Annotated in this window: 11 protein-coding genes and 1 pseudogene; 3 read left to right on the top strand and 9 right to left on the bottom strand. The window is 72.6% G+C overall.

What is annotated here, in order from left to right:
* Positions 1-109 precede the first annotated feature (109 nt).
* Together EOE48_RS08615 and EOE48_RS08610 are read right to left on the bottom strand one after the other, a co-directional pair.
* Complete coding sequence (locus EOE48_RS08615) at positions 110-1168, bottom strand: HD-GYP domain-containing protein (protein ID WP_127728386.1); 1059 nt, start codon at positions 1166-1168, stop codon at positions 110-112.
* A gap of 166 nt (positions 1169-1334) precedes the next feature.
* Positions 1335-1718, bottom strand: a complete 384-nt coding sequence (locus EOE48_RS08610; RefSeq protein WP_127728385.1) for a hypothetical protein — start codon at positions 1716-1718, stop codon at positions 1335-1337.
* A 140-nt stretch (positions 1719-1858) separates the two neighbouring features.
* Here EOE48_RS08610 and EOE48_RS08605 point away from each other — a divergent pair.
* Positions 1859-2425, top strand: a pseudogene (locus EOE48_RS08605) (HAD family hydrolase); the annotation flags it as partial.
* 290 nt (positions 2426-2715) lie between these two features.
* A complete protein-coding gene (locus EOE48_RS08600) occupies positions 2716-3399 on the top strand; it encodes a response regulator transcription factor (protein ID WP_127728384.1) in 684 nt (227 codons plus the stop codon).
* Positions 3400-3588: 189 nt separating this feature from the next.
* Here EOE48_RS08600 and EOE48_RS08595 read toward each other — a convergent pair whose 3' ends face one another.
* The 7 genes from EOE48_RS08595 to EOE48_RS08565 form a co-directional block, all read right to left on the bottom strand.
* Positions 3589-8517 carry a choice-of-anchor I family protein gene (locus EOE48_RS08595; protein WP_127728383.1) on the bottom strand — a complete coding sequence of 1643 codons (4929 nt, stop codon included), beginning with the start codon at positions 8515-8517 and terminating at the stop codon, positions 3589-3591.
* 153 nt (positions 8518-8670) lie between these two features.
* On the bottom strand, positions 8671-9318 hold the full coding sequence (locus tag EOE48_RS08590; protein ID WP_127728382.1) for a riboflavin synthase: 648 nt from the start codon (positions 9316-9318) through the stop codon (positions 8671-8673).
* A complete protein-coding gene (gene ribD / locus EOE48_RS08585; protein WP_281292735.1) occupies positions 9246-10433 on the bottom strand; it encodes a bifunctional diaminohydroxyphosphoribosylaminopyrimidine deaminase/5-amino-6-(5-phosphoribosylamino)uracil reductase RibD in 1188 nt (395 codons plus the stop codon). The genes EOE48_RS08590 and ribD overlap by 73 nt, the downstream gene beginning before the upstream one ends.
* A 104-nt stretch (positions 10434-10537) precedes the next feature.
* Positions 10538-11062, bottom strand: coding sequence for a transcriptional regulator NrdR (gene nrdR, locus EOE48_RS08580; RefSeq protein ID WP_127728381.1), 525 nt, complete (start codon positions 11060-11062; stop codon positions 10538-10540).
* 213 nt (positions 11063-11275) lie between these two features.
* Complete coding sequence (gene glyA / locus EOE48_RS08575) at positions 11276-12577, bottom strand: serine hydroxymethyltransferase (protein ID WP_127728380.1); 1302 nt, start codon at positions 12575-12577, stop codon at positions 11276-11278.
* A 255-nt stretch (positions 12578-12832) separates the two neighbouring features.
* On the bottom strand, positions 12833-13042 hold the full coding sequence (locus tag EOE48_RS08570) for a SlyX family protein (protein ID WP_127728379.1): 210 nt from the start codon (positions 13040-13042) through the stop codon (positions 12833-12835).
* Between the two features lie 152 nt (positions 13043-13194).
* Entirely contained in the window at positions 13195-14484 is a 1290-nt protein-coding gene (locus EOE48_RS08565) for a L,D-transpeptidase family protein (protein WP_127728378.1), read from the bottom strand.
* Between the two features lie 684 nt (positions 14485-15168).
* Between EOE48_RS08565 and EOE48_RS08560 the strand changes: the two genes are divergently transcribed.
* Entirely contained in the window at positions 15169-15789 is a 621-nt protein-coding gene (locus EOE48_RS08560) for a LysE family transporter (protein ID WP_187371351.1), read from the top strand.
* Positions 15790-15869: the final 80 nt, after the last annotated feature.

The raw sequence follows: 15869 nt of genomic DNA, 5'->3' as shown, positions 1-15869 counted from the left end.
CGACGCGCGAGCGTGACGGCAAAAGATGACCGGACCGTGGATGGGGCAGCGGTGGGGCCGCCCGGGCGGGTGCAGGCCGCCTGCGCGGGTTCAGGCCGCCCGGGCGGGTTCAGGCCGCCCGCGCCACCGCCTCGCCGAAGATCTGCACCAGCCGCGCCTCCAGCTTGCCCTCCATGCCGGCGAGGATCGCCATCGCGTCGCGCATCGCCATCGGCTCCTTGTAGGGCCGGCGCTCGGTCAGGGCGGCGTAGATGTCGCAGATGGTGAGGAGCCGCACCATGTCGGTGATCTCGGGACCGCTCAGCCCGTCCGGATAGCCGGAGCCGTCGAGCATCTCGTGGTGGTGGCGCACCACGTCGAGGGTCAGGGCGTCCCACTCGCCGCTCGCCCGCAGGATGTCGTAGCCGAGGGCGGCGTGGGTGCGCATCACCGCCATCTCCTCGGGATCGAGGCGGCCGGGCTTGTTGAGGATCGCCAGGGGAATGCGCGCCTTGCCGACGTCGTGGACGAGGGCCGCGCGCACGAAGCGGCGCTGGTCGTCCTCGCCGAAGCCGAGATGGACGGCGAAATGCGCCGCGAGCCCGGCGACCATCAGGCAGTGCTGGTAGGTGGCGTCGTCGTGGGTCCAGACCCGGTCGAGCCACAGCGACAGGCCGCCGTCCTGGACCGCGGTCAGGATCGGCGCGAGCCCGGTCTCGATCGGGGCCGCCCGGACCTGGTTGCCGGTGCGGGCCTCGGCGAGCAGGCTGGTGAGGGTCTCGCCGGCCCGGGCGACGCCCCGTGCGACCCGCAGATCGGCGGAGTCGAGCGCCTCGAGGTGCTTGGCGAGGGCGCCGGCGATGGTCTGGGGCGGCGCGTAGGCCGGCAGGCACACCGTGGCCCCGAGGCTCTTGGCCTCCCGCAGGGCGTCGCCGGTCGCCCTGCGCAGCAGGCAGACGACCGGGAAGCTCTGCCCCTTGAACCGCGTGGTGAGGCTGCGCAGGCACTGCACCGCCACCGGGCGCGCGAGCGTGAGGTCGCAGACCACGCCCAGGGGAACGTCCCGCATCCGCGACCACGCCACGTCGGCGCCGACGACCGTGCAGGTCGAGACCTCCCGCAGGGCTTTCGCAACATCCTCGCTCCGGTCCAGGCGGTCGGTGACGAGAACGATGGTCCCGGCGGCCATTCCACACCTCCCTGCCTGCCGGCTGTGTCGCCGTGGACTTCCGACTACCGGGTTCCGCAGAACAAGTGCTTAAGCGGAACCCGCCCGATGGCAAGCCTCGTCCGGCGGCGTCTTGCCGCGCCGGAGCTCGGCACGCCGCAATGGAGGCCGTCCCGGCACGCCCGGTTCAGAAGCGCCCGCCGAGACCGACCGAGCCACCGCTGCCCATCGTCGGGCTCAGGCTGCCGCCGCCGCCCGAGCGGCCCTCCTCGGCGCCTTCGAGCTCGTCGCGGCGGATGCGGCGGGGGCCGGACTGGCCCGCATCGGCCTGGGCGCGGGGATTGGCCGGCACGTCGAGGCGGCGGGACGGCGCGGTCGGCATCACCCGGTCGGGATCGACCTGCGACGGCGTCGCCGTGCGGGACGGCGCCCGCAGGTCGGCGCGCATCGACGGGGGCGGCCCGACGTCGCTCGCCGGCAGCACGCCGCCGGTCTGGCCGAGGGGGTTGACGCAACCGCCCGCCACCGCCGCCAGCACGGCGACGAGGCAGGCTCTGTTCAGGACGGGCATCGCAGGATCCCTTGTGCTTGTCTCGGCCCGTCGCCGCGCCGACGGGCGCCGTGGCGGAGGGCGCCCCCGGGGCCTCCGTGTAGCGGCGACGCCCGGGGAAGGCCAGCCGCGGCCGCGCCCGACGGGGCCCGGCCGCCGCCGCGGCGGTGCGCGGCCAGATCGGCAAGGGCGGCGACCAGTTGATGCCGGTCTTCGTGCCGCCCGAGCGGCTGGAGCGCGACGGCGCGGCGATCGAGCGCCACCGCTCCGACCTGTTCAAGGCGACGTACCTGCCGCAGGTGCGGCCGTTCCCCGGGGTGCGGGCGCTGTTCGCGCGCCTGCGCGAGGAGGGCCACACCCTGGCGCTCGCCTCCTCGGGCAAGGCCGACGAGGTCCGACACTACATGGAGATCGCGGACATCGCGGATCTCGTCGACGTTGCGACCAACTCCGACGAGGCCGACCGCTCCAAGCCGCATCCGGACATCTTCGAGGCGGCGCTCGACAAGCTCGGCCATCCGGATCGCAGCGACGCGATCGTGATCGGCGATTCGCCCTACGACGCCGAGGCCGCCGGCAAGGCCGGCCTCGCAGCGCTCGGGGTCCTGTGCGGCGGCTTCCCGGAGGCCGATCTCGGCGCCGCCGGCTGCCGTATGGTCTACCGCGACCCGCAGGATCTGCTCGACGGCTACGACCGCTCGCCCCTGCGCCTCGGCCTGCCGGATTAGGCCGCGTCGGCGGGGCCGGTGGGATACCACTGTGTGTTGCATCGCCGCCATTGACCGGGCCGGCAGCGGTGGACAATGTGAAATGACAGTGACGAGTTCATCGCTTCCCACATCGCTGCCGTAGCGTCCGCAGGGTCCCGCCCCGGGCCGACCGGAGCCGATTACGCTGTGAGCATTCGTGGCGGCCCGGACGAGGCTCCGGGGCCGGACGGGTGCCGTGCGCGTGCCGGCCTCCGCGGCACGGGGCAGGAACCGGCCGGGCTCGGGCACCCTCTCGGGGTTCTGGTTTCATGTACATCTTCGTCGATGACCGGCAGAGCGTGACTGCGGGATACACGGCGAGCTTCGACCGCGAGGGCATCTCCTCCCTCGGACTGGTCTCCGGCGAGTTCCGGAGCTGGTTCCAGGCGGCCTCCCCGGTCGACATCGACGCGATCCAGGGGTTCCTTCTCGGCGATTTCGACGACCGCCTCACCTGCGCCGGCCTGATCCGCAAGCAGTCGCGGGCGCCGATCATCGCGCTCAGCGACATCCGCTCCCTGGAGCAGACCCTGTCGCTGTTCACCGCCGGCATCGACGACGTGCTGCCCAAGCCCGTCCACGTCCGCGAGATCCTCGCGCGCTCGGAGGCGATCTGGCGCCGGGTCAACGCCCTCTCGGCCCAGCCCGAGGAGGCGCCGCCGGCGAACGAGCGCCTGAAGGTCCACGGCGACGGACGCGACCCCGAGATCGACGGCGAGCCGCTGCCGCTGCCCCGGCGCGAGCGCCACATCCTCGAATACCTCGTGCGCAACCGCGGCCGGCGCCTGACCAAGACGCAGATCTTCAACACGGTCTACGGCGTCTACAGCAACGAGGTCGACGAGAGCGTCGTCGAGGGCCATGTCAGCAAGCTGCGCAAGAAGCTGCGCGACCGCCTCGGCCACGACCCGATCGAGGCCAAGCGCTACATCGGCTACACCTTCGTCGGGTGAGCATCGGTTCGATCGGACGGGATGGCCTGTCTTACGGCTTTCGATTGATCGCTCGGCGATCCCTGCGGGATCGCATTCGCGATGCGAAAATCGGCTTCGCTCATGCGCCGCGCGGTCTGGTGATACGGTTTTCGGAACAGATCGTCCGAAAACCGTATCAGCGGGTCGAAGGGGCTGCGAGCCCCCGGCTCACCCGAAGGAAAAGTTCGCCGCCGTCAGGGTGGCGACCTGCACGCCACGCAGCGTCAGCCCGTCGTCGGTGCCGTAGGCGATCACCGCGTCAGATCCCTCCTGACGGCTCGCCGCCTGCACGGCCGCGAAGTCGGCGAACACCCCGCCGTTGAACGCGATCACGTCGGCCTCCGACCCGCCTGTCACGAAATCGGTGATCGCGTCGCGCCCGTCGCCGCGCCCGAACCCGAAGATGTCCGCCCCCGCCCCACCGGTCAGCACGTCGTCGCCGCTGTTGCCGAACAGGAGGTCGGCTCCATCGCCGCCCTCGATCGTGTCGGCGCCGGCCCCGCCCGAGAGGTCGTCGCCGCCCTCGCCGCCAAACAGCCGGTCCTCGCCGTCCTCGCCGCGCACGAGGTCGTTGCCGGCGTCGCCGGTCAGATAGTCGTTGCCGGTGCCGCCGTAAACCTGGTCGTCGCCGTCCTCGCCGTAGACGCCGTCGTTGCCGTCGTCGCCGAACAGCAGGTCGTTGCCCTGCTCGCCGTGCACCTCGTCGTTGCCCCACCCGCCCGAGCCGAAATCGTTGCCCGAGCCGGTGCCGACGAAGTCGTTACCGTCCTGGCCGTAGACCTGATCGTTCCCGGCGCTGCCGTAGACGGTGTCGGTGCCGGTGCCGCCGTAGACGAGGTCGTCGCCGTCGTTGCCGTCGACGAGATCGTCGTCGTCGTCGCCGAACAGCAGGTCGTTGCCGGCCTCGCCGAGCACCGTGTCGCTGCCCCACCCGCCCGAGCCGAAGTCGTTGCCGGCGCCGCCCTGCACCGAATCGGTGCCGTCCTGGCCGAAGACCTGATCGTCCCGCTCCCCGCCCCGGAGCGTGTCGTCGCCGGCACCGCCCTGGAGGGTATCGGCGCCGTTGCCGCCCGACAGGGCGTCGGCTCCCGCGGTGCCCGTCGCCGCGCGCCCGACCGCCGGGATGCGGAAGCGGCCGAGCAGCGGGTCGTGGTCGCTGGTCTGGTCGGCGAAGTCGGCGTTGATGTGGACCGGCTCGAACCCGGCCCCCTCGGTCAGCGCCGCCGTGGTCAGCATGTGGTCGAGGGTCTGGGCGTTGCCCTCGAACACGTAGTCGTAGCGCCGGTCGGCCGGCAGCAGGTCCTGGAGATCGGTGAGGATCGGGGTGCCGCCGGGGGTCAGCACCGCGCCGGTGCCGGCGGAGGTGGTGCCGGTCAGGGTCGCGGCGCCGCGCAGCACGGTCAGCGGCTCCTCGAAGCCGTAATCGTTGAGATCGCCGGTCACCACCACCCGCGCCCCGGCATCCGCCGCGAGCAGGCCGTCGACGAAGCTGTTCACCGCCTGGGCCTGCGCCGCCCGGGCGATCTCGCCGGCGTTGAACGGCGGCTGCTCGGAGCCGAACAGCGCGCCGCTGCCGCCCTTCGAGGTGAAGTGGTTGCTCACCACCGTCACGGTCGCGTCGTTGAAGACGAAATCGGCGGCGAGCGGCGGGCGCGAGCCGAAGAACGGGTTGTCCGCGTTGGTCTGCTGGTCGGTGTAGGGGCCCGACGCGATCGCGCTGCCGTCGGCCGCGATGGTGCGGACCGAGCCCGGCGCCACGCTCACCCGGTCGGTGCGGTACAGGAACGCGGTGCGGATGTTGCCGCCGGGCTCGCCGCCGTTGGTGTCGTCGCCGATGAAGCCGTTGTCGAGGAAGCCGTAGACCGGGCCGCCGGCCGCCGCGATCGCGTCGACGAGCCGCTGCAGCGTCCCGGAGGCCGAGGTGACGGTCGAGGCGGTGTTGCCCGGGCCGTCGTCGTCCTGCACCTCCTGGAGCGCGATCACGTCGGGGGTGTTGAGCTTGCCCAGGATCTCCGACGCGATGGTGGCGAAGCGGGCGGCGCCGTCGGTCGGGTCGAGGTTCTCGGCGTTGTAGCTCGCCACCAGCAGGTGATCGGCGTCGCCGGTGAGCGTCCCGGGCGCCTTGGCGAGCGGGCTGTCGGCCGTGACGGTGACCGGGGCGGTCGCCAGGACCTCGTAATTGCCGAAGCTGTAGTTGATGACGCCCGTCACGTCGGCGAAGCGGGTGCCGGTGTTCACCTGCGGCAGCGTCACGCCGAGGCCCGGATCGAGGCGGATGCGCTCGGGGTTGAAGTCGCCGCCCCCGCTGTTGGTGGCGCCGAGCACCGGCGTGCCGCCGGCGATCAGCAGGTTGCCGCGGTCGGTGAGGCCGGTCGCGCCGGCGCCGCCGTCGGCCACGGCGAAGATCTCGCCGAAGCCGTTGGTCGGCCCGGTGGCGATCGGCGCCGTCACGGTGGCGCGCATGCCCTCCAGGCTCTCCCAGAACGCGCTGCCGGCGGCGAGGTCGGCGGTCGGCGGGAGGAGGCCGCCGGCGCCGCCGATGCGGACCGCGGCCGGCAGGGCGTTGTCGCGGCTGGTGACGGTGACGCTCGGCGTGCCGCCGATCTGGGTGACGCCGAAGGCGCCGCGGGCGGCGTTGGAGGGGCGGAACTCCTGCACCTGACCGGTCACCGTCACGCCGTCGCCGGCGGTGACGCCCGGCCGGGTGCCGGTGAACACGAACAGCGCGTCGGAGGTGGCGGCGTTGCCGTCGCCGGTCCGGTCCTGGAGGTAGAAGCCGTTGCCGGCGACCGCGGTGACGATTCCGGTCGTGGTCACGGTCTGGCCGACGAGGGCCGAGGTCTCGCCGGTGCCCTGGATCAGCGGGATCGCGGTGAGCGCCGGAGCGGCCTGGTAGACGGTCGTGGTGTTGCCGACCTCGTTGGCCGAGACGACCAGGGCCTGCCCGGTCGGGCTGTCGGCGGCGGAGATGAAGGTCAGCACCTCCGGCGCCGCGTCGGTGGTCCCGCTCGCCGGCGGCTGAAAGGTGACGAAGCGGGCCTGCGACGGCACCGTGATGTCGTAGACCATCACGCCGCCGGTGCGCTCCAGCCCGACGAAGGCGTAGGTGCGGCCGGCCACCGTGCCGATCGTGACGCCCTCCGGCTCCGGCCCCTTGTCGTCGGAGCGGTCGTCGACGGCGCCGTTGCCCTGGTTCTGGTTGAAGATCGCCGGATAGTCGCGGGCGAGGATTTTTTCGAACTCGCCGCCGGTCTCGCGGACCTTGGTGATGGTCCCGTCGGCCTCCTGGCGGAAGATCGAGATGCCGCGACCGCCGAAGGTGACGATCCGGTCGAGGTCGCCGTCGCCGTCGGTATCGCCGTCGATGGTCGAGACGTTGAGGCGGCCGAGTTCCGCATTGGCCTGGAGCGCGGCGGCGTTCGGGAAGGCGGTCGGGTCGAGGGTCAGGGTGCGCAGGCGCGCCACGTCGCTGTCGTCGCTGCGGGCGTCGCCCTCGTTGGCGGTGACGAGGTAGACCGCGCCGTCGGCGGCGGTGAACGACGCGATGGCGTCGGGCATCGGCAGGCCGAAGACCGGCTCGGTGCGGATGCGGATCGAGGCCGGGGTCGCCGGGCCGTCGTCCGAGGCGTCGAGCTCGTTGCCCGGCAGCGAGCGGTCGATGGAGCCGAGCGGCTTGAGGGCGGTCAGGACCGGCGCCGAGCCCGAGATGTCGAACACCGCGATGGCGTTGGCTTCCTGGAGCGTGACGTAGGCGGTGGTGCCGGAGATCGCCGTGTATTCCGGCTCGATGTCGGCGATCGCGCCCGAGCCCGGCGGCAGGCGCACGCCCGCCGCCCGCAAGGCGGCCTCCTGCCCGGCCAGCGCCGAGAAGTCGTAGCTCGCCACCGTGGCGGCAGCCGCGCCCGCCGAGAGGTCGATCAGCGAGACCGAGCCCGACGGGTTGACCGCGACGCCGCCGACCGTGGCGCGCTCGCCCTCGTTGGCGACGAGGATCCTGGTGCCGGCGGCGTTGAAGCTGAGTTGGTCGGGCAGGTTGCCGACCGTCAGCGGCGTGCCGAGCAGCGCGAGGCTCGTGGCGTCGAACAGGGCGACCGCGCCGTTCTGGCGCGGATCAACGTTCTGATAGCCGACCGCCAGCAGGCCGTTGCGGACCGCCACGGTGTTGGCGGCGCCGTAGCCCGGCAGCGCGGTGAGCGCGATGCTGCCGGTGCGGGTCAGCGACCCGTCGGCGCCGATCCGCGTCACGTCGATCACGCCGTCGCGGGCGTTGAGGGTGAACAGCCGGTCGGTCGCGGGATCGAAGGTCACGACCTCGGCCCCGCCGCCGGCCGAGTTGGTGCCCGAGGCCGCGATCGCGCCGAGGCGGGTGAGGACGAGGCTGCCGGTGCCGACCGGGGTGGCGGTGTCGCCGGCGAGCGACGGCGCCGGGGCGAGCAGGGTCGGGGTCACCGGCGTGGCGCCGGCGGCTCGGCTCGTCACCGCGATGTCGTCGACCCCGACCCACTCGTCGCTGCCGGCGGCGTTGGCGGTGATGATCCGCACCTGCAGCCCGGCCTGTCCGTCCGCGGCGGCGGGCAGCACCGCCTCGACCCGGATGTCGGGGCCGGCGGCGTTCGGGCCGGTGGTGGCGTCGGCGACGAAGCCGGCGGGCACGTCGGTCCAGGCACCGCTCGCGCCGATCCGGTATTGCAGCGCCACCGGCTGCACCGCGTTGTCGCCGCCGGATTCGAGGTCGCGCAGGGTGTAGGCCACCGTCACGTCCCGGCGCCCGGTGGCGTCGAGGTGCAGGACGAGGTTCGGGGCGTCGGCGGTGCCGGAGCCGGCGAGCGCGATCGTCGGGTTGGCGAGAGCGAACTCGGTCACGCCGCCGGAGGTGAAGCCGTTCGGGTCGGCGCGGTCGGCGTTGACGTCGACCGTGACGGTGCCGTCGCCGGTCAGCGTGCGCGGGTCGGCCGCCGTCGTCGCCGTGATGTCGTCGCCGCGATAGCCGACGATGCTCGGCACGCCGCTCCAGTCGTCGTCGCGGGCGATGAGGGTCGCGTCGGTCCAGGTCTGGACGAGGTCGCCGTTGGCCAGGACGTGCGGGACGGTGGTCATCGGCGGCTCCGGGGCGGCGGGGAACGGCGGCCCGGAGATCCGTGAACGCGGGTGTCCTCGCGGGGCGAGGCGGCTTAGCGTGGGTGTGCGACACTCCGATGAAACGAACGAGTTACAATACCCGCGGGATCTGCAACCGCAGGTGGCCCGGGCTCAGGGCGCCCGCTCGACCGCCGCCCGCGCCTCGGTCAGCCGCGCGGCGTAGCGGGCGATGAGGTCAACCTCGAGGTTGAGCCGGTCGCCGGCCCGGCGCTCGCCCCAGGTCGTGACCGCGAGGGTGTGGGGGATCAGCAGCACCGTGAACCGGTCGCCCTCGACACCGTTCACCGTGAGCGAGGTGCCGTCGAGGCAGACCGAGCCCTTCTCGGCGATGAAGCGCGACAGTTCGGGCGGCGCGCGCAGGACGAAGCGCTCGCTCGGGCCCCAGGCGTCGTCGGAGGACGTCGTGACCGGCTCGCGCGCGACGATCTCGGCGAGGCCGTCGACGTGGCCGGTGACGAGGTGGCCGCCGAGCTCGTCGCCGATCTTCAGCGAGCGTTCGAGGTTGAGCCGCGTGCCGGCGACCCAGCTCCCGGCGGTGGTGCGGGCGAGCGTCTCGGCGGCGACGTCGACCTGGAACCGGCATCCGCCGTCGCGCGGCTCCACCGCCACCGCGGTGAGGCAGGGACCGGAACAGGCGATCGAGGCGCCGAGCGCGATGGTCGCCGGGTCGTAGGCGGCGTCGATGGTCAGCCGGCGCAGGCGCTCGCCGCCCTCGGCGGCGACGACGCGCCCGACATCGGAGACGAGGCCGGTGAACATGGGGAACTCCGCTCGTAATGGGTGAACAGGTCGGGGCCGGCCCGGACCTCCGCGACGCGGTCGAGGCCGTCGGCGAGGCGGGCGGCGAGCGCCGGTCCGACCGCCGGCAGCCCCGGGACGCTGAGGGACGTGGCCCCGGTGACGAGGCAGCAGGCGTCGATCAGGTCGAGCCGCGCGAGGGCGTCGGCGAGGGTCGGCCCGCCCTCGGAGCAGATCCGGGTGAGGCCGCGGGCGCCGAGCGCCGCGAGGGCCGCCGGAAGGTCGATCCGGCCGGCCTCGTCGCCGGCGACCGTCAGCACCTCGGCGCCGGCCGCCTCCAGCGCCGCGGCGGCGGCGCGGGGCGCTCCCGGTCCGGCGACGACGAGCGTCGGCACCGTGTCGGCGGAGCGCACCAGCCTGGCGTCGATCGGCAGGCGCAGGTGCGAGTCGAGCACGATCCGCACCGGCGAGCGGTCGGCGAGGCCCGGCAGCCGCACGGTCAGTTCCGGGTCGTCGGCGAGCGCGGTGCCGATCCCGACCATGATCGCGTCGCAATGCGCCCGCAGCAGGTGGACCCGGGCATTGGCCAGCGGCCCGGAGATCATCAGCCTCCCCTCCCCGCCCGCGGCGTAGCCGTCGCGGGTGCGGGCGAGCTTCAGCATCACCGCCGGCCGGCCGAGCCGGACCCGGGTGAGATGGCCGCGCTGGTCGCGCGCCGCCTCGCCGGCCCGTACCCCGACCGTGACGGCGATGCCGGCGGCGCGCAGGCGGGCATGGCCGCGGCCGGCGACCCGGGCATCGGGATCCTCGATCGCGCTCACCACCCGGGCGACGCCCGCCGCGATCACCGCGTCGGCGCAGGGCGAGGTGCGGCCGTGATGCGAGCACGGCTCCAGGGTGACGTAGAGGGTCGCGCCGCGGGCCGACTCGCCGGCCTGCGCCAGCGCGACGCGCTCGGCGTGCGGCCGCCCGCCGGGCTGGGTGACGCCCTGGGCGAGGATCCGCCGGGCGCCGGGCGGTCCGCCGACCAGCACCGCCCCGACCGAGGGGTTGGGCCAGGTCCGGCCGAGGTTGCGCCGGCCGAGCGCCAGGGCGAGGCCCATGTAGCGGCGGTCCTCCGCCGCCTGCTGGCCCATGTCGCGGCGGTCTTCCGCCGCCTGCTGGCCCATGTCGCGGCGGTCTTCCGCCGCCTGCTGGCCCATGTCGCGGCGGTCTTCCGCCGCCTGGAGCGAGTCCGCGCTCACGCCCGGCCCCGGGCGCGGCGCGGGGCCGGCTCGTCGGGGACGGCCTGCGCCGGCCCGGCGGTCTCGGCCTGCCCGGCGGCGAGCCGGCCGACCCATTCCTCGAAGTCGCGGGCCTCGCGGAAGTTCTTGTAGACCGAGGCGAAGCGCACGTAGGCGACGTCGTCGAGGCCCTTGAGCGCCTCCATCACCGCCTCGCCGATCGCCTCGCTCGTCACCTCGCCGTCGCCGCCGCTCTCAAGCTGGCGGGTGATGCCGCTGACGAGGCGCTCGACCCGCTCGGGCTCGACCGGGCGCTTGCGCAGCGCGATGTCGACCGAGCGCTGGAGCTTGTCGCGGTCGAACGGCACGCGGCGGCCCGACCGCTTGACCACGGTCAGCTCGCGCAACTGCACCCGCTCGAAGGTGGTGAAGCGGCCGCCGCAATCCTCGCAGACCCGGCGCCGGCGGATCGCCGAGCTGTCGTCGCTCGGGCGCGAATCCTTCACCTGGGTGGCGAGGCCGCCGCAATAGGGGCACCGCATCGGCCGGCCATCTCCTCAAGGCGGTCCCGAGGACCGGGAGGCGCCGCGAACGGGAAGGGCCCGGCCCCGGGAAACCGGGACCGGGCCCTGACGCCCCCGATGTAGGGGATCATACGAAATCCGAAAGATCGCTTCGCGATGCGGATTTCGGATTCGCTCAGGTGCCGCGCGGGCTGGTGATACGATTTCCGGAACGAGGGTCCGGAAATCGTATCAGCCGTAGATCGGGAAGCGGTCGGTGAGCGCGTGGACCGCCTCCTTGGCCTTCGCCTCGCCGGCGGCGTCGCCCGCCTCGCCGGCGCGGTGCAGCCCGTCGAGCACCTGCACGATCAGCTCGCCGACCTTCTTGAACTCGGCGACGCCGAACCCGCGCGAGGTCGCCGCCGGGGTGCCGAGCCGGATGCCCGAGGTGATCGTCGGCTTCTGCGGGTCGAACGGCACGCCGTTCTTGTTGCAGGTGATGCCGGCGCGCCCGAGCGCGGCCTCCGCCGCCTTGCCGGTCAGGTTCTTCGACCGCAGGTCGACCAGCATCAGGTGGTTGTCGGTGCCGCCCGAGGTGATGTCGTAGCCGCCCGAGATGATGGTGTCGGCCAGCGCCCGGGCATTCTCCACCACCTGCTTGGCGTAGAGCTTGAACTCGGGCTTGAGCGCCTCGCCGAACGCCACCGCCTTGCCGGCGATGACGTGCATCAGGGGCCCGCCCTGCAGGCCGGGGAAGATCGCCGAGTTCAGCTTCTTGGCCAGCGCCTCGTCGTCGGTGAGGATCATGCCGCCGCGCGGCCCGCGCAGGGTCTTGTGGGTGGTGGTGGTCACCACGTGGGCGTGCGGGAACGGGGACGGGTGCACGCCGCCGGCCACCAGCCCGGCGAAGTGGGCCATGTCGACGAAGAACACCGCCCCGACGCTGTCGGCGATCTCGCGGAACTTGGCGAAGTCCCAGTGGCGCGGATAGCCCGAGCCGCCCGCGATGATGACCTTCGGCTTGTGCTCGTGGGCGAGGCGCTCGACCTGCTCCATGTCGATGCGCTGGTCCTCGCGGCGCACGGTGTAGGAGACCGGCTTGAACCACTTGCCCGAAACGTTGGGCGGCGCGCCGTGGGTGAGGTGGCCGCCCGCCGCGAGGTCGAGGCCGAGGAAGGTGTCGCCCGGCTGCATCGTGGCCATGAACACGGCCTGGTTAGCCTGGGAGCCGGAGTTCGGCTGGACGTTGGCGAAGCCGCAGCCGAACAGGCGCTTGGCGCGCTCGATGGCGAGGTCCTCGGCGATGTCGACGAACTCGCAGCCGCCGTAGTAGCGCCGGCCGGGATAGCCTTCCGCGTACTTGTTGGTCAGCACCGAACCTTGCGCTTCCAGCACCGCGCGCGAGACGATGTTCTCGGAGGCGATCAGCTCGATCTCGTGCTGCTGGCGGCCGAGTTCCTTCTGCACCGCGCCGGCGATCTCGGGATCGACGTCGGCGAGCGAGGCGGCGAAGAACGAGTTCGACAGGGACGGGTTGGCGGTGCCCACGCTCATGATGGCCTCGGGAGTTGATCAGGACCGCCCGGACGGATCGTCGGCGCGGTTCGGAGGTTTTTCGGGTTCGGCAGGCTTCTACACGCGGTCGCCGGGCAGGCCAATGCCGCCGATTCCCGGCCGCAGCACCGTCCGCGGCGACGGTGCAAGTGGACCGGGCCTCGACCTCAGAGGTAAGATTCAGTCAGACTTGCGTCAAGTCGTTGGCGCTTCAGAAAAAATGAAGACACCGTCAGAAAAACTTGTGCTCGCGGATCAGTAGTGCGGCGGCGGCGGCTCCTCGCCGGTCCCGGCGGGACGCTCGGCCATCTCGCGCAGGCGCTCGCGCAGGGCGGCGACGTGCCGCGTCAGCGCGTCGATGGCGCTCCATTGCTGGGTGACCACCCGGTTCAGGTCCTCGATCACCGAGTCCTGGTGGGCGATCCGGGCCTCAAGCGCATCGAGGCGGTCGTCGGGCTGGGACATCGTCGACACCTCGGGTCTTCCGTCAACGCGAAGCGGCCCGGGCACGGGCCCGGGCCGCTGTCAGGGTCGCGATCGCGGCGTTCCAACGGATCGCGGCGATCCGCGGGATCGCGGCAATCGCCGGATCGTGGCGATCCGCCGGATCGCGAGGATCAGTTGGTCTGGTCGTCGTCGGCGTCGGGGTTGAAGTTGCGCGGGCCGGCGGCCGCGGCGGTCATCGCGGCGGTCGGGGCGCCGACGCCGTCGCGCTTGTAGATGTCGTCGCGGAACTGCACGAGGCCGTCCGGGGTCGACCACGCGGTGATGTAGGTCCAGTAGACCGGGATCGGCGCCACCGGACGGGCATCGACCCGCTGGCCGCCCTGGATGATCGCCTCGATCGTCTCCGGGTTGCTCTGCGGCGTGCCCTGGAGGATCCACGACACGTAGTCGCGCACGTTCTGCACGCGGACGCAGCCCGACGACACGAAGCGGAAGTCGTCGCCGAAGATGCCCTTGGCCGGCGTGTCGTGCATGTAGACGCCGTGCGGGTTCGGGATGTTGATCCGCACGAAGCCCATCGAGTTCAGGTCGACGCCCGGATCCTGGCGGAAGCGGTAGCGGGTCGCCTCGTCGGAGTTCCAGTTGACCTGGTTGGGCGGGATCTCGCGGTCGCCGCTGAAGATGCGGATCTTGTTGTCCGTCAGGTAGGACGGATCCTTCTGCATCTTCGGGATCAGGTCCTTCTTGATGATCGAGGCCGGCACGGTCCAGTAGGGATTGAAGTTCACCTCCTGGATCTTGGCGTTCATGATCGGCGACTGGCGGTCGATCTTGCCGACGCCGGCGGCGTGGCGGGTCGCGACGTGGTCGTTCTCGACCGTCTCGACCAAAGCGGCCGGGATGTTGACGATGACGTAGCGCTCGCCGAGGTTGCCCGAGTAGGAGCGCAGCCGGACCGCGTTCAGCTCGAGCTGGCGCAGGCGCACGTCCGCCGGGACGTTCATCGCCTGCACGGTGGTGATGTTCATCGACCCGGTCTGGTTGAGGCCGTGCCGGGCCTGGAAGCGGCGCACGCCCGCCTCGACGTAGGAATCGTAGACCGGCGAGGAGCCGGCGGCCGGGTCGAGGTCGCCCGAGACGATCAGGCGCTGGCGCAGGGCCGCGACCGCCGGGCTGCGCACGCCGACGCGCAGGCGGTCGGCGCCGTTCACCGCCTGCCAGCCGCCGCGGCCGACGATGTCGCGGTAGCGCTCGATCATCTGCTCGGTCGCAGCCAGGGTCTGGGGCGACAGGATCGGGGTGTTGGAGCGCTGGACCCGCATCGTCGAGGCGGAATCGTAGTTCTGCGCCCACTCGGCCTGGGCGAGGCTGCCGCCGCGATCCTGAGCGAGGGCCGGCAGGGCGAGAGAGGCCAGCAGCGCCAGGCCGAGCGGACCGGAGAGGGGAGCGCGAGACAGCATGGTGGGAAGCTCTTGCACCGTGACGAAGGGGAGGAAGGGGGCCGGAGGAACGGGTCGTCCGAATGCCGGAACCCTGTCGAAGTGCAGTTAAGACTCCATGAGGAGCAGGCCAGATTGTGGCGGCGGGCAGGCTCGGCCGTGGCAGGGGTCCGGGCCGGGTTGATCGTGTCCGAATCGCCACAGTCGCGGCGTCCGGCCGCCGGCGCCTCCCGCCTGATGCCGGGCGAAACGCCAGGATTCTCAACGGCCGGCCGGATCCGGCCACCGCGTCCGCCATAACCCGGCTGAGGCGAGCGGACGGGCACCGGCGCCGGGCACGCCGGCCCGAACGAGGCCGAGGGTGCGGGCCGACCGGAACCGGCCGCTGGTCACGTCGCCGTGAACGGGGCCGGTGACGTGCGCCCCCGCACGTCCCGGGGGAGCGGACGCACCGGTCCACGGAGTCCGGGCCGGCCTGCCGGACGTCAGCAGAGCGGCATGGGGCAACTCTGCCGACGTCCTTGTTCCTGCATCATTTTCGCCGCCGAAACGGTGACCGTTTCGGCGAAGGGGGCCTACGAGGTTCCGCCACCGCCGCCGATGCGGGAATTGCGCGAAATCTCGTTCGCCTCATTCGATTGCAGGAAGCGCTCAGGAGGATTTTCGCGACATCTCGGGCGCGCTGTTCCCGTACCGGTCCACCCGATGCCCGACCCCCTGCCCGCCTTCCTGGCGCCCCTCGCGGCGTCCTATGCCTTGGTCCTGGCGGTGCCCGGTCCGAACCTCCTGGTGGTCCTGCGCAGCAGCCTGTCGGCCTCGACCGGACGCACGGTCTGCACCGCGCTCGGCATCGGCTGCGGCGCCGCCCTGGCGACGGCGCTCGCCGCCGGCTGCGCCGCCCTGCTGCCGGACGGACGGATGATGCAATGGGCCGGCACCGGCCTGTTCGCCTGCCTGCTGGTCCGGATGGCGCTCCAGATCCTCAGCGAACCGGACGCCGGAACCGGACGGGCCGATCCCGCCGGGCCCGGCCGGGGCAGTTTCCTGCCCGGATTGCTGGCGGCGGCCTCCAACCCGATCACGGTGTCGTTCTTCGCCGGCTACTTCCTCGGTCATCCCGGCTCCGGGCTCGGCTCCGGCCCGGCGCTCGCCTGCGTCACGGTGTTCCTGATGGCCGCCGCGTGGTTCAGCCTCGTCGGCATCGCCTGCGTGCGCTTCGCCCGACGGGCGGTGCCGATGCGGTCGGGGCCGTGGCTGCGCCGCTCGCTGGCGGCCGGCCTCGTCGGCTCGGCGGCGCTGGCGCTGTGGCGGGTCGCGCTCGTCTGACCGGCGCACGGGCATCGCGCGGCGACGGTGGCCATCGCGGTCAATGATGCGTAGAGGAAGGTCGGCCCGCACCGTCGGCG

This window comes from Methylobacterium oryzihabitans, from assembly GCF_004004555.2.
In the GTDB taxonomy this organism is placed as follows: Bacteria; Pseudomonadota; Alphaproteobacteria; order Rhizobiales; family Beijerinckiaceae; genus Methylobacterium; species Methylobacterium oryzihabitans.
Note: the sequence above shows the minus strand (reverse complement) of the source record. Positions and strands in the feature narration are given on the sequence as shown.